15 protein-coding genes and 1 pseudogene are annotated in these 25,299 nt (G+C 47.0%); 9 read left to right on the plus strand and 7 right to left on the minus strand.

Annotation, left to right across the window (positions count from 1 at the left end):
- The first annotated feature begins 151 nt into the window (after nt 1–151).
- From NG833_RS01275 to NG833_RS01290, 4 genes are all read left to right on the plus strand, one after another.
- Nucleotides 152–445 carry a hypothetical protein gene (locus NG833_RS01275; RefSeq protein WP_254563541.1) on the plus strand — a complete coding sequence of 98 codons (294 nt, stop codon included), beginning with the start codon at nt 152–154 and terminating at the stop codon, nt 443–445.
- A gap of 39 nt (nt 446–484) precedes the next feature.
- Nucleotides 485–934 carry a heavy metal-responsive transcriptional regulator gene (locus NG833_RS01280; protein WP_254563523.1) on the plus strand — a complete coding sequence of 150 codons (450 nt, stop codon included), beginning with the start codon at nt 485–487 and terminating at the stop codon, nt 932–934.
- 91 nt (nt 935–1,025) lie between these two features.
- Nucleotides 1,026–2,210 carry a WD40 repeat domain-containing protein gene (locus tag NG833_RS01285; protein ID WP_254563524.1) on the plus strand — a complete coding sequence of 395 codons (1,185 nt, stop codon included), beginning with the start codon at nt 1,026–1,028 and terminating at the stop codon, nt 2,208–2,210.
- Between the two features lie 464 nt (nt 2,211–2,674).
- Entirely contained in the window at nt 2,675–3,613 is a 939-nt protein-coding gene (locus tag NG833_RS01290) for an exopolyphosphatase (protein ID WP_254563525.1), read from the plus strand.
- A gap of 84 nt (nt 3,614–3,697) precedes the next feature.
- Here NG833_RS01290 and NG833_RS01295 read toward each other — a convergent pair whose 3' ends face one another.
- Both NG833_RS01295 and NG833_RS01300 read right to left on the minus strand, forming a co-directional pair.
- On the minus strand, nt 3,698–4,027 hold the full coding sequence (locus NG833_RS01295) for a hypothetical protein (protein ID WP_254563526.1): 330 nt from the start codon (nt 4,025–4,027) through the stop codon (nt 3,698–3,700).
- Nucleotides 4,028–4,623: 596 nt separating this feature from the next.
- A complete protein-coding gene (locus NG833_RS01300) occupies nt 4,624–5,472 on the minus strand; it encodes an SDR family oxidoreductase (protein ID WP_254563527.1) in 849 nt (282 codons plus the stop codon).
- Between the two features lie 1,083 nt (nt 5,473–6,555).
- Between NG833_RS01300 and NG833_RS01305 the strand changes: the two genes are divergently transcribed.
- From NG833_RS01305 to NG833_RS01320, 4 genes and pseudogenes are all read left to right on the plus strand, one after another.
- Nucleotides 6,556–6,819 (plus strand): DUF4212 domain-containing protein, encoded by a 264-nt coding sequence (locus tag NG833_RS01305; protein ID WP_254563528.1) that lies wholly within the window; start codon nt 6,556–6,558, stop codon nt 6,817–6,819.
- Nucleotides 6,820–6,822: 3 nt separating this feature from the next.
- Complete coding sequence (locus NG833_RS01310) at nt 6,823–8,514, plus strand: sodium:solute symporter family protein (protein ID WP_254563529.1); 1,692 nt, start codon at nt 6,823–6,825, stop codon at nt 8,512–8,514.
- Between the two features lie 428 nt (nt 8,515–8,942).
- Nucleotides 8,943–10,454: a WD40 repeat domain-containing protein gene (locus NG833_RS01315; RefSeq protein WP_254563530.1), complete on the plus strand. Its 1,512-nt coding sequence runs from the start codon at nt 8,943–8,945 to the stop codon at nt 10,452–10,454.
- A gap of 288 nt (nt 10,455–10,742) precedes the next feature.
- A pseudogene (locus NG833_RS01320) lies at nt 10,743–11,906 on the plus strand (IS4 family transposase).
- Between the two features lie 215 nt (nt 11,907–12,121).
- Here the strand turns inward: NG833_RS01320 and NG833_RS01325 are convergent.
- The 5 genes from NG833_RS01325 to NG833_RS01345 all read right to left on the minus strand — a co-directional run bounded on the left by NG833_RS01325 (nt 12,122) and on the right by NG833_RS01345 (nt 23,401).
- Complete coding sequence (locus NG833_RS01325; RefSeq protein ID WP_254563531.1) at nt 12,122–13,018, minus strand: FkbM family methyltransferase; 897 nt, start codon at nt 13,016–13,018, stop codon at nt 12,122–12,124.
- A 1,084-nt stretch (nt 13,019–14,102) separates the two neighbouring features.
- The gene (locus NG833_RS01330) at nt 14,103–14,909 is read right to left on the minus strand and encodes a TPM domain-containing protein (RefSeq protein ID WP_254563532.1); all 807 of its coding nucleotides are present in this window, start codon (nt 14,907–14,909) and stop codon (nt 14,103–14,105) included.
- A gap of 334 nt (nt 14,910–15,243) precedes the next feature.
- Nucleotides 15,244–15,609, minus strand: a complete 366-nt coding sequence (locus NG833_RS01335; RefSeq protein WP_254563533.1) for a DUF1823 family protein — start codon at nt 15,607–15,609, stop codon at nt 15,244–15,246.
- Nucleotides 15,610–15,695: 86 nt separating this feature from the next.
- Nucleotides 15,696–20,876, minus strand: a complete 5,181-nt coding sequence (locus tag NG833_RS01340) for a WD40 repeat domain-containing protein (RefSeq protein WP_254563534.1) — start codon at nt 20,874–20,876, stop codon at nt 15,696–15,698.
- Between the two features lie 1,142 nt (nt 20,877–22,018).
- Nucleotides 22,019–23,401, minus strand: a complete 1,383-nt coding sequence (locus tag NG833_RS01345) for an ATP-binding protein (protein WP_254563535.1) — start codon at nt 23,399–23,401, stop codon at nt 22,019–22,021.
- Between the two features lie 948 nt (nt 23,402–24,349).
- Between NG833_RS01345 and NG833_RS01350 the strand changes: the two genes are divergently transcribed.
- A complete protein-coding gene (locus NG833_RS01350) occupies nt 24,350–25,234 on the plus strand; it encodes a cell division protein FtsQ/DivIB (RefSeq protein ID WP_254563536.1) in 885 nt (294 codons plus the stop codon).
- Nucleotides 25,235–25,299 lie beyond the last annotated feature (65 nt).

Consider the following 25,299-nt stretch of genomic DNA (forward strand, 5'->3'; position numbering starts at 1 on the left):
GCTAAACCCCCAAACGGTACATTACAATCAACCCTTGAAACGTTACAATGAAAAGGGGAAAGGCCCTTGCCCTGGTCCAAAACTTGGGGGGTCAACTTTAAATCTTAACCATAGAGAAAAATTACCCGAAGAGAAAAAACCCTAACTTATGATGAATCCTGGATTGATTAGATTTCTAAAGTCGGCCTACCGTCAAGAACCTATTACTAGCTTTATCGTGATTGTCGGCGCTGTCGATGCAGCCCTCGGCGGAATTGACCAAAGCGTTTCTCTGTTTAGTTTTGGCATCGTCCTGGTCACCGTGGCCTTGGCTTTACGATGGTGGCAACTCCAACGCAGTCAGCCGTTAGATCTCGAACGAGTGCCGGAACATTATCTCCCTCCGGCTTCTTCTCGTCAACCCCTCCCCTTATTGATGACTTCTAAAAAATATCCCCCGCAATAATCCTTCGGGGGTCGTAATACCGTTCACCTCAACCGCAAGATGATGGAAACTCTGTTGGGTGAAAAATCCCTAAAAATTGGCGAAGTGTCTGCAACTTCGGGATTGCCGGTGAAGACGATTCGCTACTATGAAGAAATTGGTCTGTTGGAACCCACCGTAGAACGGGCAGATTCGGGTTATAGAATCTTTGACCCTACGGTGTTGAATCGGCTGGCTTTTATTAAGCGATCGCAATCTTTGGGATTAAGTTTGACGGAAATCAAAGATATTTTGCAGGTTCACGATCGCGGCGAATTGCCTTGTGGAGAAGTTCGACATCATTTAGAAGCCAAAGTGGCTGCAATTGATGAACAAATCCGGTCCTTAGAAACCCTGCGTTCGGAGTTGCAAGGTATTCTCCAAGGCTGGCAAGAACAACCCCCCGAGGACCAAATTGCTCATACAATTTGCCCGAATATTCAACAAAACTGTCATCATCATCAGGACTAATTTCTAGTCTGAATTTTGTTCCGATGACTGGGGAGTAGTTTTAATTAATACGGTTAAGTTATAAGTTCTGAATCGATTATTGGTGAACTGAATGGAGAGATTCAGATTAAAAAACCTGGTCCTAACCCAGGGTTTAATTGCTGGATTACTGGCCTATCTTCCTGCCCTCCCCTTGCTGCTGGGAACTGCCCTGTTTTCCCGGGGAGAACTCACTCTGGCGACGCCTCAACCCCAGATACCTGACCCTACGGTAGAATCCCGATTATCCTGGGATACAGGGTCTAATTCAGGGTTTCAAGGGCAAGGCGATCGCCCCATCGCCCCGACTTGGAACAATCCCGAATTATATCTGGCGATCGAAGGAGAATCGGCCACCATTCAATCCCTGGCCTTTAGTCCCGATGGCCGATTTATTGCCTTGGGCGGAGGCAGAAATGATCCGAGAATTGAAATCTGGGATTTACAACGAGAAAAACGGATTCGCCACTGGAAAACCTATCAAAATCGAGTCCTTGCCCTAGCTTTTTCTCCCGATGGAAATACCCTCGTGAGTTCGGGAGATGGCGGGGCGATCGAAGTCTGGGATGTCCAAGAAGGTCAATTATTACATCAATTTTTAGAACATAGAAGTAACGTCCTTTCCTTGGCAATTTCCCCGGATGGCCGAAATTTGGTCAGTGGCGGTTTAGATGGAATTCGCTTCTGGGATTTGCGCGATCGCCAACTGATCCGAGTCTTATTAAATTTACAACCGATTTATTCCGTAGCCTTTCGAGGAGATGGAAAACTGATCGCCGCCGGAACTCATCAGGGTAATATTATTTTATGGCCGGTGATTCCTGGGGAAGGAGCCACCATTGTCGGCAATCCTCTCCCGACTTCATTTCAACACGATCGCGGAATTACCACCTTAGATTTTACCCCCGATGGCAATCGTTTAATTTCCGGTAGTTTTGATACCACGATTAAATGTTGGGATTTAGTTAACCGAGAACTGGTTTACACCTTGGTGGATCATCCCAGTTGGATTAAGTCGCTGAAAATTAACCCGAATGGTCAACTGTTTGCCAGTGCATCTCGGGATGGAATTCGCTTCTGGAATCTGGAGACAGCAGAGGCAGTCGGGTTTATTTCAGCAGAGTCAGATTGGGCACAGGCGATCGCCTGGTATCCCAATGGACTGACCCTCGCCACCGGGGGATTAGATCGGACTGTCAACTTGTGGCGGGGTGGCATGGGTGCAAATGAAGATGCGATCGCCTCAGACAATCCCTGACTCACTCCAGGTGACAAGAAACCGGGTTTCTCACCCAGATTTGTGATGAATTGGCAAAAATTGGGATAAGAAACCCGGTTTCTAACCTTTGCAGGGAACCAGAAACCGGGTTTCTGACCCAGATTTGTGACAATTAGGGATTTCCATAAATAAAGTGGGGCATTAAAAGTTTTGCAGAATTGGAAAAGCCCCCCTTCTTAAGGGGGGTTGGGGGGATCTCTGATAGAAGATTTTATTTTTTGGAGTTCCCTTAGCAAAAATTGGGATAAGAAACCCGGTTTCTAACCTTTGCAGGGAACCAGAAACCGGGTTTCTGACCCAGATTTGTGACAATTAGCAAAAATTGGGATAAGAAACCCGGTTTCTAACCTTTGGGGTCCCCCATCCTAGACAGGAGAGAACAGATCGGTTTCAATAGAGACACATAGCAAAAATAAACCGATACTGATCTAACCAGGGGAAATATGTCAAGTGACGACCACAAGTACCGATTAGTCACCCGTAGTGATTTTGATGGGTTAGTCTGTGCTGTTCTGTTAAAAGAGCTCAATCTCATCGATGAAATTAAATTCGTGCATCCGAAAGATATGCAGGATGGCAAAATTGAAATCAGCGATCGCGATATTACCACCAATTTACCCTACGTCAAAACCGCGCATTTAGTCTTCGATCACCACGAAAGCGAAACCCTCCGCAATCCAGACGCTCACGATAACTATATTATCGATCCAAAAGCTCCCTCTGCGGCCCGGGTGGTCTACAACTACTTTGGCGGACCGGAAAAATTTACCAACATTTCCACCGAAATGATGGAAGCGGTGGATAAGTCAGATTCGGCTCAATTTGAGCGGTCTGAAATTTTAGAACCCCAAGGATGGGTGCTCTTGAGCTTTCTGATGGATGCTCGTACCGGCTTAGGGAGATTTAAGGAGTTCCGAATTTCTAACTATCAATTAATGATGGAATTAATTGATTACTGTAGAAATCATAGCATTGAGGAAATTTTGCAGCTTCCTGATGTCAAAGAACGGTCTGATCTGTACTTTGAACACCAAGATAAATTTAATCAGCAACTTAAAGACTGTGCGAAGGTTTATAACAGTCTAGTGGTCCTGGATTTGCGGAATGAAGAGACCATTTATGCGGGGAATCGGTTTACCATTTATGCCCTTTATCCCAATTGCAATATCTCCATGCATATTCTCTGGGGACTCAAGCAACAAAATACGGTATTTGCCGTGGGTAAGTCGATTTTAAACCGCAGCTCAAATCTGAATATTGGAGCATTGATGTTGGAATATGGCGGTGGGGGTCATGCCAATGCAGGCACTTGCCAAGTTGAGAATGAAAATGCGGAACAGGTGAAGGAAGCTTTAATTGATCGCATTACAACCCAGGGTTAAAAGCTGGGATAAAATGAGAAGGAGCGATCGCGCTTAGAGGCGATCGCTCCTTTTAGGGAAAGATTCTGAATTCATGAATTTGGGTTAAGCCAGTACCATTGGAGTGGTTAGAAAGCGATCGCTCTGTGGCTTCACTTTCCCAATCTGAGTTGCCGAACTCTCTTGCGCCGGAACTAACATGAAATCCGTGGAACGGACCACCAAATCCCCTTCATCCAAAGACTGCCGCAACTGCCGTCCCATTTTCCAGGCCCGATATTTGATCACATTCCATCGGGGGTTTGCCGGATATCCAGCAAATCCCGATCGCAGTGCGGGGAGGTTATCTTTGGGCATGAGAGAACCCACTAAAACTCCCTCAGCCAGATCAACAACCATGAAGTTTCCCTTGGAATTGTGTTGTGCATTTAACATGGGATCAACCTCCTCGCCGCTAGACGAATAATGTTTATTGGGTTTGTATTTTACAGATGATGTGCAGTCATTACAATCATTCCAAAAAAATTAAATTCTTCTGGAATGAAGATATGGGAAACGTTAAAAAAGTAATTGCCCAAGCTCAGAGCATTTGGATCCAGAGTCAGCCGAAACAGTTGGCTGATGCTTTTGACTCGGTTAACCGTGGAATTTATTCTCCAATTGGTATGAGTCTAGCATGAGTCGTCGGATTATTGTATCAATGAATTCATTTTTTATAAATTTACGGACATAAAATTCCCCTGTGTCCCAGGTCAACAAGCCACAAAATCCAGACCTGGAGCAATTTGGGGAGGGGATAGGCTGCAACTTGCGGGCAAAATTCTCTCTTTTATGCCTTTGGCAAGAGGCGTGGGATTCAAGCGGTTATGGTAAAATGAGTCAGCCCCTTTTCACCGCAAGCGTTTCAAGTCAAATCACGGTGAGTCCATATCTGCGGGGGGCCATCCAAACCTTAAAATCCTACGTTGATGTAGGGGCAATTCATGAATTGCCCCTACTCAATAATGCGAACCTAATGTTTTAGGAACCCCTTAACGGGATGCGGCAGCAGCCTCCGCGAGTAGGCGATCGCTGGCTTGATTTCGGCGATAATTGCGCTTGACCAGACTCCCAGATAAAGGGGAAGCCATCAAGAGCATTTTATCCAATAGCCACGGTGCAATTCGTTGGCACAACACGGCTAAATGACTTTGCCATCCCACTAAGATCTCCGAGGAGTCTCTATTGAGTCCCGATATCAGTGCCTTTGCCACCTGCTGCGGTGTCATGGGCACAACCCAGCGAAACAATTCTAAGTTTTTCGCCATGTCGGTATCAGTCAAAGTGGGCAGAAGTGCGACCACTTTGATATTATGTTCCGCGAGTTCCCCCCGCAAGGCTTGGGTGAAGCCGAGGATGGCGAACTTGGTTGCTGAATAGGTGGACATCGTGGGTGCCGCCACTTTGCCCATTAAGCTGGAAACGTTGACGATGGTGCCTTCCTGCCTTGCGGCCATGCGTTTGGCAACCATGCGCGTGATCTCGTACATTCCCATAATATTCAGAGAAAGTTCTTCCTGAATTTTCGGGAATTTCGATTGCAAAAATGGGGTCTGATGTGCGACACCGGCACAATTGACCAAGAGGTGAATTGGACCATGATGCTTCCACGCTTTGGCGATCGCAATGTCCACTTCCACAGGTTGCGTGAGATCTAAAGGGAGACTCACGACCTCTACCCCCAGGATGGCAATCTCGGCTTCCACTTCCGCTAATTTATCGCGATCGCGGGCCACGATAATGATCCGTTTCATGCCTTGATGTGCCAACTCCAGGGCGATCGCCCGCCCAATTCCACGGGACGCGCCAGTAATCAATGCAGTCTTGTCTTGAATGTTCATAAATGAAGCCTCCATAGTTGAGGTCTTATCCCTCTACTCATTCCATGCCAAGTTTGTTGATCTTTTTGGCACTTCACAGAGTCACCCGTTTTGGCGATTACGAAGGATAAGTTAAATGTAATCAGTAGCAGCAGCGATTTTGATGAAGGGGGGTCAGAATTGTGATGTTATACAATTGCTGATCCCTTCAACAAAATGTCAGTTGAAAATACTTCAAAGCCTAATCAGGGTGATGGGGTCAACGCCTCAGATGTCAATTCTTCTTGGGAAACCCAATCCACAAGTGTTATTGAAATTGACAATCCGCACTCGCGCATTTTGATGTTGAATGTTACGCGGTAGCACGTTTCCATTTTCCCCTCGGTCCTATTCTTAGTCCCGAACTGTATCCGTTGGGTTCTTGTACATGGTGGGCTGGCCTCCTAGATACGAGTATGGACTTCAGTCGCCCTTGAGCATACTTTAACAGTTAAATCAAGCAACTGCAATATTTCTTCATAAACTTTTGGACGGCTTCCGTAATAAAATTTTAAATGACTGTCCTCTAAGGGTTATAGCGTTTGAGTTCTAACCATAGGTGTGATACAAATCACAAGAAGACAATCTCCCCTTATAGGAATAGCGGATTAACCCACGAGTCCTCCTTCTCTACCTCACGCGGCACAGATGCAGGGGACTCACCCACAAAAATCCGATAAAAATTCTCTCTTGGGGGGAATTGCACCGGACGAGTACAGGACAGGGAAAGTTGCCAAACCCCGCCCTGATGTAGAACTCCAAAACCGAAATTGCCATCGTTATTTAAACCTTGGAAAAGAATCAGTTAGGGTATCGCCCCAGCCGGAAATGATTGAGACGAAGGCGATCGCCAGGATTTCCCCTGACTCGGGATCGGCGATCCCCATAAAAAAAGTGTATCAGTATCTGTAGCCATAATATCTCACACTTTGACTCACCGGGCGATCGCTGAACCCCCGCTATTTTTTCCCCAGGGAAAAAACATCTCTCCCTCTAGCGTAGCCAAAGCATCCCACTGTATGCTGATTAAACTTCACATCACAAAACTCTCATAGATAAAAAATCATGAACAACGAACACCGTCACGCTTATTGGCGGGCCAACAAAGCTTTAATTCGCAACCTGCTGATCGTCTGGGGAATCGTCTCCATTGGGTGCAGCATTTTATTCGTGCAACCCCTCAACCTGATTCGGATTGGAAGCCTACCCTTTGGCTTTTGGATGGCGCAGCAAGGATCCATTTATATCTTCGTGGTCCTTATTTTTATTTATGCCATTCAAATGGATAAACTCGATCGCAAATACAACGACCACAATCGGAGAGACTAACTGATGTCAGTAGAAGCATGGACAACAATCCTGGTCATTCTCTCCTTTATCATGTACACCTATATCGGCTGGCGATCGCGGGTGCGAGATAGTAAAGGATTCTTCGTTGCCGGACAGGGCATTCCGGCAATCGCCAATGGGGCCGCCACCGCTGCCGACTGGATGTCTGCCGCCTCCTTTATCTCAATGGCGGGACTGATCTCCGTCCTCGGGTATGACGGATCCATTTATTTAATGGGATGGACCGGGGGCTATGTTCTCCTCGCCCTCCTGTTGGCCCCCTATCTGCGGAAATTCGGAAAATACACCGTCCCGGATTTTGTCGGCGATCGCTACTACTCCACCACCGCCCGCCTAGTCGCCGTCGTCGCCGCCATCTTCATTTCCCTCACTTATGTTGCCGGACAAATGCGCGGCGTCGGCATCGTCTTCAGCCGATTCCTGCAAGTCGATATCAACCAAGGCGTGATCATCGGCATGATTATTGTCGGCTTTTTCGCCGTCTTGGGGGGCATGAAAGGGATTACCTGGACCCAAGTCGCCCAATATACCGTATTAATTCTCGCCTACTTGATCCCAGCAGTCGCCCTGTCCTTTAAACTCACCGGCAACCCCTTCCCCCAACTCGCCTTTACCTTCAGCGACATCGTTCCCCAACTCAACCAGCTTCAGCTAGACCTCGGATTTGCCGAATATACCCAACCCTTTACCGAAAAGTCCATGCTGGATGTCCTGTTCATCACCATCGCCCTGATGGTGGGAACTGCCGGGTTGCCTCATGTCATCGTCCGATTTTATACCGTCACCAATATTCGCGCTGCCCGTTACTCCGCAGGTTGGGCCCTCCTGTTTATCGCCATTCTCTATACCACCGCCCCCGCCTTGTCCACCTTTGCCCGCTATAACTTAATTACCAACTTAAACGGGCAAACCCTCGAACAGGTCCGCCAACTCGATTGGGCAACCAAATGGGAAAACACCGGACTCTTAACCTTTGAGGACAAAAACGCTGATGGACTCTTGGAACTGACACCGGACCCGAACACCAATGAAATTAACATTGACCGGGATATCATCGTTTTGTCCACTCCAGAAGTGGCGAATCTGGCCCCCTGGGTTGTGGCCCTGGTGGCTGCGGGAGGATTAGCTGCTGCCTTGTCTACCGCATCCGGTTTATTGCTGGTCATTTCTAGTTCCGTGGCCCATGATATTTATTACCGCCTGATCAATCCCCAGGCGTCAGAAGCCAAGCGGGTGATGGTGGGCCGGATCATGGTGGGATTTGCCATTGCCATTGCCGGATACTTCGGGATCAACCCCCCGGGATTTGTCGCCCAGGTGGTGGCGTTTGCCTTTGGGTTAGCCGCAGCCAGCTTTTTCCCGGTGATTATTTTAGGCATCTTTGATGGCCGCACCAATCGAGAAGGCGCTATTGCCGGGATGATTGCGGGGTTAGCATTCACGGCCTACTATATTATTGCTGTGAATTTCTACGGGATGGAACCCTGGTTATTTGGCATTTCCGCTGAAGGGATTGGGACCATTGGCATGATGATTAATTTTGCGGTGACTTTGATTGTCTCTCGCCTAACGCCGCCCCCGCCCCTAGAAATCCAAATGATGTTGGAGAATCTTCGCACTCCGGGGAATGAACCCCTAGCCCTAGAGGAGATGGATGAGGAGCATTTAGATTAGGGGTTTCCCCTAAAATTTGCGGTGTTTGATTCTAGGACAGACCCAGGACTTACGGATTATTTAATATCCAACCCTAAATCTAGGGTTGATTCGCGAATCAACCCTAGAGCATATGAAGTTTATGCGTAAGTCCCGAGACCATTTCTCGAAATCGGGTTTCTTGACACTCATCTCGGTTAAGATCCAAGATTGAAGTCAGAAACCCGGTTTTTTGGTATAGATTTTATAGTTTAGATTGGATTTAAGCGAGAAAGTTATCCGTTAAAGATCTACGGTGGGTGATTGTGGGTTCATATTTTTAGGGTGCTTTGTTTCCGAGGCGATCGCCACTCTGAACAGGGGGACCCATCGCAGCGCCCCTGGGCCGTCGCCAAAGGTCTACTGAGACAATCTATGTAAAATCTTGGGAAGAACGATAAAAGCAACCAATGGACTGGACGACACCCCTCAAATTTCAACAGGCGGATTTTATTAAACGGCTCAATTACAAAAGGGCCGCAGTGCTGCATTGCCAGTCGCCCGGTTTGCATGGCGAACAGGTGACGATCGCCGGTGAACGCTTCAGGGCCATTCACTCAGCCTGTGAACAGAGACTTTCTTCGGCTCAATCCGAGACCCATACAGAGGAACTCTTTCGCGATCGCCTACGCCATCAGCTTGGAGTCGAAGCCGTCGCCACCTATTTAGATCGCCGGGTCACTCGAATTAACCCCAGTCATCCGCCCCAATCCTCAAACTCGGGCGATTTTACCCTCAAAGCCAATCCCGCGATCGCCCTTTCCGTTGAAGCCCTTTGTAGCTCCACTTCTCCCTTAGTCTGGGATCTGGAACTCTCCCAAATTAAGCACAAAGCTGCCATCATTTTTGTCTTGATTCCAGAAGCAATTCACCCCTCCCGGTCAGACTATCACCCAATTTTAGCTGGATTTTTACCCACCCATTTAATCGCCCTGAGCGAGGGTCGCGCCCGCCTCTGCCTTGATGACCTCTTTTATATGGGCGGACTAAATCTCTATCTGGAATCCCTCACCTCTATCCCGATTTCTACCGAATGGTTACGGATCCTAACTGGCTCTTCAAACTATGTCTATCCCGTTGCTATCAGTGCCGATGGAGGGCTAGTTGCCAGCAGCAGTTACGATGGCACGATTAAACTTTGGAAACTGCGCGATCGCGAAATTACTAAAGCCCTCTGTGGACATTCCTGGTCCTTTTATCCCATCGCTGGGGGTCAGGGGGGACAATCTCTCGCCAGTGGCAGTACGGAAAAAAAATTGAACATTTGGCAACGGGGTCGCGGGGATTTTATTCGCACCCTAGCTGGACATACCAGCGGAGTCAGTGCCATTGCCATTAGTGAAGATAGCAAAATTTTGGTGAGTGGCGGCTACGATGGCACCATCGATATTTGGGATCTCGTCCAAGGGCAACGCTTGCGGACCCTGAGTGGTCATTCTGGAACCGTTCGCCCGATGTCCCTGAGTCCCGATGGGACCATCCTCGCCACCGGAGGCATTGATAAAAAGCTCAATCTCTGGAATCTTCAAACCGGGGCCTTAATTCGCTCGTTTAATATTGATACCGATGTGGCGATTTCTCTGGCAATTAGTCCCAACGGTCAATTGTTAGTCAGTGGTTCTCAGGATGGGACGATTAAAATTTGGAATTTAGAATCTGGGCGGTTGATTCGGGCGATCGCCGCTCATTCCGGGATCGTTCGCGGCGTTACCCTGAGTCACGATGGCAAAACCCTCGCCAGTGGCAGTCTGGAAAAAACGATTAAACTCTGGAATGTCGAAACCGGCGATCTGTTGCGAACCTTGACAGGTCATCCAGACCCCACCATTACCTTCGCGATCGACTCCGAAGGACCCACTCTGGATACCAGCTTATGGCGTCACTACCAGCCCGGTTGGGAAGAACCCAGGCAATGGCAATAGATTAACCCACAACTCAGCCCACTGCCACTCTGTCCCCGAAATACAGGATGGGTTAAAACCCACTTTCCCCATCCTCACTCTCACCCCCAGTAACCCAAATCTTTAAACCTACATTCTGCCGGTTAGATCCCACATTCCGCCGGTCTATTTCTCTGAGAGGGTGACAACGGAGGTCAAACCCAGACGGGGCAATTGTTTGAAATAATGGAGAAGTCGTCAAAAAGCGGGTGGCCCTTGGAGCCACCCTAACAAAAAATGCTAAGGACATTATACCAAAAACTATGAAGAATCCATTTGAGCGAGAGTCAAGCACGGACCTTAGAACTCTTAGTCCTGATGCTTCAAAGTTATCGGCAAGTCAGATTATCAACCCTCGCGAACGGTTTTCCACAACCCATTCAATACAACAGTCGCCTCCGAAATATCCAACGATTTCTGAAACTCCCCCAACTGTCGGCTAAGTTGCTATTGTTTCCAATAATCAAGGCCGCTTTAAAATCTGAATTTAGAGAAAAATATTTAAATAGAGCGCAACGGAGAAAGCGCTCAAAATTAAGTTTTAAAACTAAAAACTATGTAGCGGTTGCTCTCGACCGCACTCAATGGAGAGACCGAAATCTACTGATGGCCACAATAATTTTGGGAAATCATGCTTGACCAATATATTGGGAGCTACTCTCCAAGTTAGGCAGTAGTTCTTTCCGAGAACAGAAACGGGTATTAGGGCCGGTACTGGCTCTTTTAAAACCTTATCCAGTTGTGGTAATAAAAGATAGAGAATTTCATAGTGCAAAACTCGCAGATTGGCTCAGTATAAAGGGTGTAGAGGTTGTATTTCGTCAAAAAAAAGTGCTTTTGTAGCCACATCATGCCAGCCGGTTAGGTCTTTAAAAACCCAGGGGTTTAAATCGGGTGAATCCCACTTTTTCCTCAATGTAACCTTTCAAAAATCTGAGCCTATTCAGGGATTTAATCTGGGAGTTTATTGGGAAAAAAGTCATCGTGGAAAAAAGGTAAAAGAACCCTGGTATTTACTAACTACACTTAAGAAGCCCAAGCTGGTCAAGGAAATTTATCAAGCGCGGTGGGGTATCGAAATGATGTTGAGAGATTGTAAAAGTGGGGGCTATAATATGGAATCTACTCGGGTGGATGCCACCCGATTTTTAGCCCTGGTTTTGCTGATTACTTTCGCTTATTGGTTGGCGACTAATTGTGGTCATGAGTTTGACTCTACCCACTTATTACCTTACCTCGGTCGAAGCGAAAAAACTCCTAATAATTATCCCCATCACAGTATCTTTTGGCTCGGATTATCGGGTTATGCTTGGAGCCAGTCCCTAGTTTTCACAGCGAGATGAGATGTTAGCCTTGATGGCCCTCAAGCCTCATAAAGCTCGAAATTTTCGGCAAGGACTAAATGCTCTATCCCTTGTACAGCAATTGGTCTAGCTGTCTTGTCACCCTCTCAGTATTTTTACGCCTTTAAAGCCTGAAGTGTTGACTCCATCCTATTAAATTGGCAAAAATAACTTATAGCGGTTCCCAGACTCATGAGGTACGCCAGTAGAGCCCCTATCCTCGGGACCGCCGACGGTTTGGGACCGCCATCGCTGTACCTTATGGAGATGAGAAACGCTATATCTTATCTTGTTAGGGAAATTTAATTAAGCATTTTTATTTTCATAAAGCAAATAAGCCCGTTTACCAGAACTCAGATCTTGTACAGTTCCATAAACGCCTTGTTCTTGGGGGTCCGTTAAGCTTGATTTAATAACCATTCCCGCCTCAATTAAAGACTGATGTATTGTCATCGGATCTAGATTCTGAGCTTGCAGAATTTCCGTATGGTAATCTAAAATTAATTTATTAACAGTGCCATTATGAATGAATGGTAAAAGGGTTTCAACTACTTTGTGTTCAAATCCTTCTACATCTACCTTCACAAAATCAAATTTATTGACTTTTGTCTCTTTTAAAATAGTTTCTATTGATACAAATTTTGCAGTTTCCGAAACCTTTACTGGACTATATTTATATTTTTTAACTAAACTTGACTGCCCAGAATACATAGAAGGGTAAAGGCTAATTTCAGTTTCTACTTGCTCATTTTCTCCCAAAGCATTTTGAAAAATGAAAAAGTTTTCAACCTGATTAATCCTCATATTAATTTCTATCAAACTTGTTAGTCGGGATTGGGGCTCTACCGAAATGACAGTACCTTGTGGACCTACTATAGTACCTGCTAAAGCAGAGAAAAATCCCTCATTTGCCCCTATATCTAAAACTACTTGTCCAGCTTTTATTTCTGAGCTAAAAATATTAATTGTCTTTTCTTCATATTCGTTTTCCAAAATCATGATACGCCCAATATGTGTCATGGGATCTGCATAAAAGCGAATCCCGGAACCTGTGTTAATAATGCGACGACGCTCATCAGGTGCTAGCAGACGAGCCAGCATAGTAGCTAGGAACTTGGGTTTAGTATTGTATAGCCAATTAAGTTTTTGCAGAACTTGGATATGAAATTGTCGATTGACTTGATCGTTTTTAGAAAAAATCATATTAATGCAGGGTTACTAGATTAGTAGGGTTTCAGTGTAGCCACAACTTTTAGTTAAGTATTAAAGGCACAGGTAGTGTAGCCAGCCTATTTTTATTCGGCGTCAGTAGGGATAACTTTGAAAAATCACCTAGATATTGATCTATAGCTCTCCTAAATGGGTTGTTTCAGGTATTCAATGTTGAAACCTGGGTAGTGCGAGTCAGAAAGCTCGTTGGCTTTATTACAAATTATTGAGGATTGCTATAGTGCTTGAGCGATAAGTAATGGATGGTTGAACAAAAGATGCACAAAAAATTAAGATATCCTGATTTTATCATTAAACTATTGGAGTGTCAATAGACTTCTTGCAAAATTCTAAAAACTACCCCTTTTTAAGGGGTAGGGCTGTTTCATTCTAGTCACCAAAATGCAGGGAAGGGGCCCAGAAAGCCCCCTCTAAGGGAAGTCCAAAAAATAAAATATCCAAAACCCGCACCCTCAAGGGTGGAGGCTCACAGGACGTTAGCGAAGCCCGGGCCGTTAGGGCTATAGCCCGCCTGCGCGGGCTAAATACAGTCTTGTTAGGTGCGATCGCATCAAAGCAAGGAGGATTTATTTGTTGGAATACCCTAAGCAGTCATGCAAAATAAATTGTACATCCTGATTGGCTGAAACCATTGCCCAGAGAGGCTATCCGAAGGTTGGCTTCCTGGGATAGTCTTCCGGCTTGGAAATAATAGGGAACTTCTCATCTCTCTGTCGAGTTGATTCAATGATCTCGTAGTTGATTATTGAAGTGTTCGGATACCTGTTCTGCATTGGGTTGACAAGCAAATTTTGGTTAAATTAAGCTTTTAAGTTACTTCCAAGCTTTAGCTTCAATAGTTTTAACTTGTTTGTTCAATTGTTGTCAGTCTAACTCTTTACTCTTTTCACTGAAGTGTAAGCTCGATGAAACCCGGTTTCTTGTCTTACAGAGCTAAAACTGTACTGGCTTCTGTGTTCTGGCGCTAGAGCAGCCATCAGAAACCGGGTTTCTTGAAAAATCTGTAGCAATTCGCAGCAAAAAGTGCCAGAAACCCGGTTTCTTGTCCTACGAATTCCTAGGTTTCAGAAGTTGAGGACCCATTTAAAATCGGCGTTAAATAAGCAACCAGGGCACCCAGGAGAAACCCCAGGATATTCCGCAGTAAGGGTAAAAAATCACTGGTCCGCGAAATCACAGGGCCCAAACCAAAGGCAATAAATAAAATTCCCCAGAGGGGTGAAAACATTAAGGCCCATTGCCAGGAAAATGCTTGTCGATCTTTTCTGGGATGTGCGGCAAATCCAAAGATGATGCCCCCCACCGTTGAAGTAATCAGGGTAAGGATCCATTGCTCCCTCGGCAACCCGGGGACCACCAGGCATCCCCCTTGGCGCAAACAATTTTCCACGGTATTTAATGAGTTAAGAATTGCCTGGTCCTCTCCGTTGTCTCGAACAAAAAATTGATTGCCGTAGCGGGTTTGTAATTCGATCCAGAAGGTTCTCGGCAGTAAGGGGTAGAGTTCATCCCCCACATTGAATCCCAAGAGGTTGCCCCCCCGAGGGTCGGCAATCAGTAGGACGCTCTTATCGTTGAGGTCCCAATAATCCTTAACGGCCCGACCTGGGGTGCGATCGTATTGGGTCAGGACCCTCAGTTTCCAGCCGGTTTCTGCTTCAAAATTCTCTAACTCTTGGATTAAGTTCTCTTCCTGGATGCTCGTTAGGGAGTTGGCAAGGTCAATAATTGGGGTTTGGATTTCCGGCAGTAACTCGGGATTGTCATAAGCTTGAGCCGAAATCGGGGCGATCGCCCAAGCTGATACCGCCAGGAAAAAGGCCGCCACGGATATGAGAAGTCTTTGGGGAAATGTTGATTGCATTGCAGTCTCTATAGGAGTTTTCATTCTTTCATCCAACCAGGGTGGCATCACAGAAGGCTCCACCCCCGAGCCATTCATAAACTTAATATTTGTTTACAGTTTTTACCTTCCCTTAATATTAAGCATCTCTCCCCAATGCCGTCAATCAGAATTCTGGCAGATTTAGCCCCGGTGTAATTTTATCTTTTAACAGGTTGACAACTTGCAATTTTTAGAATAAAATTATCAAACCTCAATCCGGCTGACTTGAGGGAGGAATTGCCCCTGACTAATCATTCATGATGAATCAACGGGTTAACCGAAATAGCCCGAGAAAGACTGGACGCCTCCCCAATCAGGGTTGAGATTCCAAATAACTTAATAACCAATTCGCCATCGTAGCGCGACGGGTTAAGCGGGGAACCAACTCCCCCACCTTATAACCCGAAAACCCCAACTTTTCCTTCAGCAATTGTTTATTTTCTTTAGGAATAGAACGAGTCAATTTAACCGTTGCCGGTCGGCTGGCGATAAAATCGGGAGGTTCGGGATACTCTTCTCGCCACAGCGTATCGACCGCATCCGTATTCCAAGCTTGAGTCATTTCCTCATAGCGATACCCTAAAAAATGCCAAACCAAGCGATTAACCGTCAAATCATCAATCTGGTCATTGAGAATATCCCAAATCGTATCAGAGTTAAGGGGGGGTAATTCAGACATAAACCTGGAGAGAACGACAATAAATAACCAGATTACTTCAAATCCGTGACAATCAGTGTAATCAGTGGTTCACCCCTCCCCCATTCTTATCGCTGCTGGCTCACCCGTTGTAAATAAGGAACGCCAGACTTAGGAAATCGTTGTTCCTTAATCGCTTCCTCGCAAAGCGCCCGATCGCCCTCGTTGATATTTTTAGAATACTTAAAATAATCATGGAGCCAAGTACAAGCGCGGCGAGTCAAATCATCTAAATCCAAATTCCACAAAATCACCGTATTATCATCTCCAGCCGAGGCAATAATTTCACCATCGGGACTAAACTCCACATCTAAAACCCCGGAAGTATGACCTTGGAGGGTTTTTAATAACGTCCCATCCTTAAGACTCCACAGCTTAACCGTGCCATCCCAACTGGCCGAAACCAACAGGCGACCATCAGGAGAGAAGCGAACACTTTCCACACTATCGCTATAGCCTTGCAGCAGAGTTTTTTCTAGAGTGCCATCCAGATGCCAAATTTTCACCGTATTATCCCAACTGGCGGAAGCAATGCGCTGACCATCGGGAGAGAACGTCACACTGGTGACGTAGGACTGATGAGGATAGCGACCGGAGAGAGTTTGGAGCAGTTCACCGTCCTTGGTCCAAAGTTTGACCATTCTATCATCCGAACCGGAGGCAATCAGACGACCATCGGGGGAAAAAGCCACACTATTCACCCGTTCAGTGTGACCCTCTAAAACCCCCAATAACGTGCCATCGATCCGCCAAATTTTGACGGTTTTATCGCGAGAACCGGAGGCAATTAATTGACCATCGGGGGAAAAACTGACCGAATAAGCCCGATCGCTGTGACTACTTTCTGCTGGACAATCGGAATTTTTCGACGGGTCCCCGGTCAAATTCGGGTCCACTAAAGTTTTGAGGAGGGTGCCATTGGACGCATTCCAAATTTTGACTGTACAATCTTGAGAGACCGAGGCGATCGCCCGACCATCGGGAGAAAAACTGACGCCAAATACGCGATCGCTATGTCCCTCGGGAGCCTGTAACGTGGTCACCGCTGAGGGGGTGCGACCCGGTTCCAGACTCCAAATTTTCACGGTTTTATCCCAACTGGCTGATGCCAACTGTTTTCCCGTGGGAGACAAACTGATGCTGGATATTCGTCCTTTGTGACCCACTTCCCCAGCTAATACTTGCAAAAATGTATCTTTCAATGTCCACAGGCGAATGGTTTTGTCCCAACTGGCGGATGCCAAGGTCATGCCATCGGGACTAAAATTGACACTGGTGACTCGACCACTATGACCTTTGAGGGTTTTAATCGGCGTCCCATCTAATTTCCAAATTTTAATGGCATTATCATCGCCTGCGGATGCAAACCAGCGACCATCGGGACTAAAACTCAGGCTAAACACAATATCATCATGAGCTTTCCAGGTTTGGGTGTTGTTTTCTTCCAGATTAGTCACGGAAATAGTATGGTCCACCCCAGCAGAAACCAGATGACGACCATCGGGACTAAAGGCCAATGCGGTGACCCAATCGGTATGAACTTTTAAAGTCTGTTGCAGGGTACCCTCCAGACTCCAAAGTTTAACGGTTTTGTCATCGGAAGCGGAGGCGAGGGTTTGACCATCGGGACTAAAGGTGACCCAATTCACGGAATCGGTATGACCTTGAAAGGTGCGGACCAAACTGCCATCGGAGACCCGCCATAATTTGACGGTTTGATCGTGACTGGCGGTGGCAACAAGTTGACTATCTGGGGAAAAAGTAGCGCTATAAATGCTATTGGTATGGCCGGTGAGGGTTTTATAAAGACTGCCATCGCGCTTCCAGAGTTTAACGGTGCTATCTCGTGAGGCGGAGGCAATTAAGTTGCCATCATTCGAGAAGCCTACGCTAGTGACGGCATCGGTATGACTGACCCCGGTCACATCTAGGCTATAATCTACCAATTTTTTATGGAGACTGCCGTTGCGGTTCCAAAGCAATACTTGAGTGTCATTGCTTCCGGAGGCTAATAACTGACCATCAGGAGAGAAGGCGACACTCCAGACTTCTGCACCATGTTCTTCTAAGCGGTTACGTTCTCGCACTCCATAGACGGCTTGTTGTAAGGCGGCTGCTACTCGCAGTTTGGTTTCTGAGTCGGGGTTTTTAGCGATGGAGAGTTTTCGCCTGGATCTTAAACTTTCGACTAAGGCATCAAATTCGCGATCGGAGACATAGAGGGCTTCACTGGAGGCACTAATTGCGGTAATTTGAGCATTTTCCACTCCGATGGAGGCTTGTTCTTTTTGAGCGAGGGCGAACACACTGGCAAAAGCTAATAAACTGACTAAAAAGCCCAAAAAACCCATCTGACGTTTGAGCATTTTATTGCTTTTTTCCAGTTGAGCTTGGGTCTTTTTTTTGGCTTCTTCGGCTTTGACTAATTGGGCCTCGGGACCAAAGTCGGTTTCATATTTTTGGCGGACGGGGTGAACGAGATAGTCATGGACGAGTTGATAGCGATCGCCGGATTCTTCCCGGTGAATAAAGACTAAACCGGCTCCTTCGAGAATGGTTAAAATTAAGTCCAGCTGTGCCGGGGTGAGTTTTCTGTCTGCTTTTAATTCTTCTTGGGTGCGAAGGGGTCGGGTGTTGTTGGGATTGGTCAGACGGTACAGGACTTCCCAAGCGGGTTTTTCGTTGTCGGGACCACAGTCGCGAATCACTTGGACGAGGGAGCGGGCAATCAGGATTTCTTTGGGGCGATCGCCAAGCTTTTGGTACTGTTCTAATGTGGTGATTTTTTCTTCATCATCTTGCAGTTGAGCGCCGACGAGTTGCAATTCAATCGGGCGCACCTGACCTGTTTCATTGGCCAAATCCCGAACTAATGCCTCAATCAGTTCAGTTTCCAGGTAAAATTGCGATCGTTCGGTTAAGCGCTGAATTACCTCTACGGCCTGAGCGGCGGAAAAATCACTGAGTTGATAACGAATTTCTTTACTGAGAATATCGTTATTAATGGCATCGAGATAGCATAACCGTTCGCAGTCTAATAAATAATGTAAGAAATCCGTTCTCAGGGAGAGGATTACTTTCACAAAGGGAATATCGAGGCAGATTTGTAAAAAGCGATAGAATTCTTGCCGACTTTCTTGGGTTTTATGGACAAAGAAAAATTCTTCAAATTGGTCAAAAACAATCACTGTGAGGAGATTGCGATTGACGTTGGACCGCAGCATGGATAAGGCGGCTTGAACTGGGGAAGGGTCAGCGGATTTCTGTCCGGTCAGGCTTTGCCCCTTTTGTAGGTCCCCATTGAGTTCGGCCCACTCGGAATTGGGTTCTGGGGGAATTCCCAGGGTTTGGCTGATGGTTTCATTGAGGCGTTTGGAGAGGGTGGCTATCCAATCGGTATAGGACCGCAGCACTACTGGCAATGCAAGGCGATCGCCAACTGCCCGTCCGGCTAATGCTGGAACGAATCCGGCATTCACCAAGGAGGATTTGCCAACCCCAGAGTCGCCATAGAGAATGGTGAGTTTTTTATCGGCGCGAGTCATACGTTCTAGCAAACATTCAATATGGCTTTGGCGGCCTGCGGCGGCGATTTCTTGGGGAAGGCCCACCGTGTCGGAATGCTTGGGGGCCAGTCCACTTAAGGCGGTTTGGTTTAAGGGTTGGGAATGCGCCTTGGTTTGGGGTTGCAGCAATCCGGCCCCGACAAAAGCCCGGAATCCATAGAGGGTTTCAATGGAGCGTTGTTCTTGTTTGAGGCGAAAGGCTTCGACATACTCTTGATGCTCAAAATAGAGCGATCGCAGCAGTTTTAAAATTGAAATATAAAGTTGGGGGTCCCGTTCGGGTTTGGTGACTTGTTGGGCTAAATTGAGTATGTAGATCGCCGCTTGGGACTGTTGATACCAGGAGGGGGCCGAATCTTTGAATGGCACGGGGGCCGGGGTTGCTTCAGGACTCAACCACCGGACTGTGGCCCGGGCGTGGAAGTACAAGTACAATCCCTGTTCTTGGCGCTCGGTGACAGGGGCCAAGGCTAAAGCGGCGATCGCTTTTTGGGCGTACTCCAATCCCTGTTCCCACTCTTCGCGCGCCAGGGCGATTTCTGCCATAAATCCATAATCCCGGGCCAATTGCACTGGGTGTTTTTCATGGAGATCCACTGTTTTTTCCACTTGAATTTGCAAGCGGTCCCAGCGCTGTAGTCTGGCTAGGACTTTTCCGTATAGGGGGCTGAGTTGCGCGACAAAATCTAATCGACTTCTGGATTCAAACAGGGTTAAGGCGCGATCGAGATAGGATTCAGCTTCCGTGAGGTGTTGCTGATTTTGAGCCGGGTTCAGTTCGGCTTTGCGGCAATACAACAATCCCAAGTGAAACCACAGCAGACCGAGGCGTTCGAGGTCTGGGGAAGAAGTCGCAAGGGGGGTGATTTCTGGGGCCGGTTGTTCGGGGTCCGTGAGGGGTGAACCGGGACCGATATGCTGCCATAACGTCAAACTTTCGTGATAATGGGCTTCTGCTGTGTCCAGGCGATCGCGGCAAAATTCATCGCGACCTAGGACAAACTGGACGCTGGCAGAGAGTTCGGCATCCAAAGTCACTCCGCGAAACACGCAATCCTTCACTGCTGATTCCAGTTCTTTGCGCCGGTTCGACTCCAGGGGACTCGGGATGCACCATTCATATCCGCTTTTCTTTGCACCCTTCTCTAATAGCTGAGGAATCAGACTCCCCGCTTCTTGGTGCAGCAGGTCCAATAAGCTATCCGTTTCCATCTCAAATTTAATCGAAGTGGCGGCCCAACTTTTCAAATCCGGTGCAAACCGGATCAGATAAGTGAGCACTTCTTCCGTCACCCACCAAATCAGGGGAAAAGGAAAACTGTTGCGAAACTCATCGCGCACCTGATTTGCCGATACTAGCAACTGTTCCAAACCTTTGGTGCTATCCAACCCAAAAATCATCACCGCTAGGGGTTGTTTCTGATCCAGAGCGTCCCTCACGGCGCTGTAAAGGGTGTTGACGGTTTTGGGGAGAACCAGAGAATGTACAGAACGTCCTTCCTCGAACATTTCTGGACAGAGGGATTCGAGACGTTGGAGCATACTCTGCTGCAATGTCACATAATTGCACCGGACTAAAATTAAAGAAAAATTTCCTTCGGACAGGGCGATCGCTCTGACCAACGTCTGTAAGGATCGCTCGTTATAGAGGGAACATTCAATGGGTTGGTCGAGGTCAGTCATAACTTTCGTCGTTGTGCTCTATTCAAAAGCCAAATCAATACCATAGTGACTACCCCCAACTATTATTTGCCTATTTTGCTATTCCCTGATTCATCGGTTTGGGTTGGGTTCCTAGTCTCCTTTTTCCCTACTTTTTGCCCTGAAGCCGTAAAGCTCACTCCCGATCCCGTTATTTGATCCGGCGCAACTTTGCTTCACCGATATTGTTCTTATTGTACAGATAAAAGACTCTCTCTTTTTCTGAATTTAGGAGTGTTCTAGATTACCTCCAGACCTAGATTCTCCGACAGGCGATCGGGGATGGATAGAGGGGAATTTTTCTCGGGTTGGATAATAATCTTCCCATTATGGCCAGGAGGAATGCCAGGGCGAAATAACTTAATCCTAATTTTAGTTTTTAAGGGTCATTCCGTTCCGATTGGTCTGCTCTTTCTATGATATAGTCCCTCTAAATCATTGACAGCAAGGGGGGAGGGAGTAACCCCTTGGGGGGATAGACCCTATAGCAATGAGCCAACAGGGTGAGATTTGCTCTATCAGTTTTGTTCCCGATAAAAATCACGACAGCTTCTATTATCGGAACGAACCTTTACCTCTGATTCCGTCCGAGGATGGGTGAAAGGAGTTGGCGCTTTCCAGGGGATGAGTCACCGTTTTTACAGGAATCGGGTCTTGATCATAAACGTTTCTGGGCTTCCGTCAAATTTAAAAAATTGACTAAAACCCCAAGCAGAAAAAATCCCAGAAAAATATCAGAAATCGATTCCCTCTCGGTGGGATACCTGTCAATTCGATAAAATAGAGCGCTCAACAAATGGGAATAAACTGGCCTGGTCTTCATCCCGCTTTTTTAATTCAGTCTCCAGATCGTAGAGAGAGTGAAAGATTCACTCCTCTCTTGACAAATATTGTTCCCTCTGTATTGAAGGGGGGATAAATGACTGGCTTATGCTCCAACCTTTTGTAGCGACAATCTTGAGCTAAAACTTGGGTAAAATTCGCACCCGTTTATCGGACTCAACCCATCTACCCCAGCGGGGTGGGATAGTAGCAGGGCGATCGCCCGGAGAGACTTCCACCTAAGCCCTCAGAGTGTTCAGGTCAAGACAAAAAAGATCGGGACAAAGGCAGACAACCCGGATTTAGGCTGGATATTCTGACATCCATTCCTTAAATTTAGGGGCTTCGGCCAAAGCAGGATTAATCCAATACCAGCGTCCATCGCGATCGCGATACTCAAACAGAAACATACTTCTCAACAACAGTTGATAATCCTCATCCCCTTGGACGTGCTTCTGTTCCAACGCTTGAAATAACAACTCCCACTCCTCATCGGTAATTGCCGCAATCAAATCATCCCGATATTCTTTAATCACATTTTCCAGACATTGACGGGAAAACGGCGGGTCTTGCAATTGCAGACAGCTATAAAGCAGTCCCAGTAAATTCCGCACATGACCCCCACTCACGCTGCACAAGCGATTTAAGGTTTCCGAACAATCAAACACCGAGGCAATCATCTCTTCTCGTTGGGAAGCCGGAATGTGGGGAAATGCCCGGGCGAGGACCATATTTCTGAGTAACTTCATCCCCTCTTCATAGACACTCCCATCCCGTTCCCGTACCGGAACCATTGGTAAAACCTTCGGTTTCACCCCAAACCGAGAACTCAATCGGCCCAAGTCATTGGAAAAAATTAAAGACAAGGGAATGGTATAAACTACATGACAATTCAGCTTCCGCAATTGCTCACCGCGATCGACAAATAAATATTCCGGTTGTGTGCGTCCCGAAGGTTTTCTGACACTATCCACCCGGTCTAAATTATCGACGATCGCCACCAATCCTTTTTTACCCCGCTGATTGAGAATCTCCGTTGCAGGATGAAGCAATTCACTATTAATTGCTTCCAAAATATTATTGGTCCGGGGTTCTAAATATTGTCGCAACTGTTGCCGTAATCGGGGGCTATGTCGAGCTTTTGCCGTAATTGAACCAATCCCCCCAGGCAAGGAAAAGCCCACTTCTCCCTCACTGCTGGCACTAAACGTTCCAATCCCGGGAAGGGAGGCCTCCCCACTCAGTTCTATGGGAGTTTGCAACAGATCCGCTGCCCCCTTGAGTAAATCCCGGAACCCCCGTTTAGGTTCAACGCAAAGGTTAATCGTCTCTAAACTTTCTGAAACTTGACGGGCAATGCTCAAGAGAATTTCCGTGATATCTACGTCAGCCATATCCAAATCATGAGAAGACTCGAAATAGACCACATGATATCCTTCCGCTTCTAAGTCTTTTTTCAACCGGAATAATTCAGTTGATTTTCCACAGCCAATATGTCCAGTAAAGAGCTGGCAGGTGGGTTCATCTCCGGAGAGCAAACTAATCGTTCTCCCCAGTTCTCGGATAATATTACCTCCGCGAACTGAAGAAAAATCAATATAGTATTCTCGATCCTCATCATTCGCCATATCCAAGACTTTACTGGGATTACAAGCTTTATAAAATCTCGGTAAATCTAATTTCATGTTAATTAACTCTCCCCAATAGCTGAGTCCTTCTCCAGATATTTCTCTGGTATAGGTTGTCCTTCCGTAACAATTTGCATGACTTAAGGTTACTTATGATGATTAACCGAGGATTGCCAGAGTGATCTTTACTTACCATCCACCGACTCAGGATCAAAAGGATGGGTGATTGCCGATGAATAATTGAGCGATCAAGACACCCACCTGTAGAATGTTTGCCGGATTGCAACCTGTTGGTTTAGAGGCGATCGATCTTAGATAACAGGGCGATCGCCTGCAAAGGTTGAGAAGTTAGGAGTCTATCACACCCCGATAAGGGTCCCAATTTGAGGACGCCGCAAGTGGCATTCCAGAAAATCTCCCTTATAACAAAGAACTTACGCTGTCGAGCCCGATGTAACCTGATAGGTGGGGGCAGTCTATGAATTGTCCCGACTCTGTACCCCACTCTGTAATGACTGACCCATGAACCCTAACTCTGTAGAGGCGACTCGCTTTCGCGCCTCTACATTTAGGGTCGCCTTGGAAAATATGCGGAAGTCCTGTCTGTCATAGAAGTGATGGGTTACTCCGGCGACTCCTATAGCCTAGAAAGAAGCGCGGGACTCAAGTTTCCGATTTGGAATCCGAATAGAATCCCAGCAGAGGAGGGAAGCGGAGGATGTTACAGAGGCAAGCCTTGCATAGCCTCGATTCAAAAGCCGAACCGGGAGGTTAAAATAAGTGAATAAACACAGGGTCAAGCGTCGTTATCCAGACCGAAACCTGCTAATTTTAGAGTCTTAGGGAGAACTAGGAAGTCTGGATTTGATCACCAACTTAATTTTCCAGTGGGTTCACTGCATGGGAATCAAGAAGGTTTTCAGTGCAAGAAATACAGGTTATTTCTTGACAAGAGGTAAAGTTTGGGTGTATCTAGTTGTGTCCCAGTTAGCTTAAACGGTTAGGATGGATACCATCGGAACGGTCTCGCAGTCCGAGTTAGCGCGTCGCCGTCGTCAACTTAGGCGATCGCGGCGTCAGAAAGTGTTCCAAGCCTCTTGGCAACTGTTAGCGGTCAGTTCCCTGGCCGGATTTTTATTATGGACAACCACCTCACCGGCTTTAGTGATTGACAACCCGGAACAAGTCGAAATCGACGGAAATGAATTTCTCTCCGATCGGGCGATTCGCTCCCTGTTGCCGCTTTCGTATCCCCAATCCATGCTGCAAGTTCGACCGCAAGAACTCGCCCGAGAATTGGAATCCCAAGGTCCGATCGCCAAAGCAACCGTTTCCCGAGAACTTTTTCCCCGGGGACTCAAGGTGACGGTCCAGGAACGCTATCCGGTGGCAATTGCCAGTACGGTTGATATCGCGCCAGGGGTCCCCACCGAGACTCCCCCCGGACTCAGCCCCAATCCGGCAGCAGAGTCCCCCGGGATGCCATCAGTGGGGTTGCTTGATGAACGGGGAATGTGGATGCCCTTGGAAAGCTACACCGCCCTAGACCCCACCGCTCAACTGCCCCAACTCCGGGTAATCGGCCCCCTGGAGCAATACCGTTTTGCTTGGGAGTCTGTCTATCAATCCATTCGTCGCAGTCCCATCAAAATTTATGAAATCAACTGGCAGGACCCGGCGAATTTGATTTTAAAAACCGAACTGGGAGTCGTTCATTGTGGCCCTTACAGCCCTCGGTTTGAGGAACAAATGTCCCGGTTGGGACAGATGGGGGATTTACCCAACCAAATTGATTTAGCCCAAATTGCTTATATAGACCTGACCAATCCCGATCGCCCCTCCCTTCAACGCATAGGTGTAACTGCCCCGCCAACGGTCCCAACCCCTTAACTTCATTAGAAAAACCCCAACTCAAAACCATGACAAATCAGGGCAAAAGTTTGGGTTGGAGAGGG

The sequence above is a fragment of the Oscillatoria sp. HE19RPO genome (assembly GCF_024220515.1).
GTDB lineage: Bacteria > Cyanobacteriota > Cyanobacteriia > Cyanobacteriales > Laspinemataceae > Laspinema.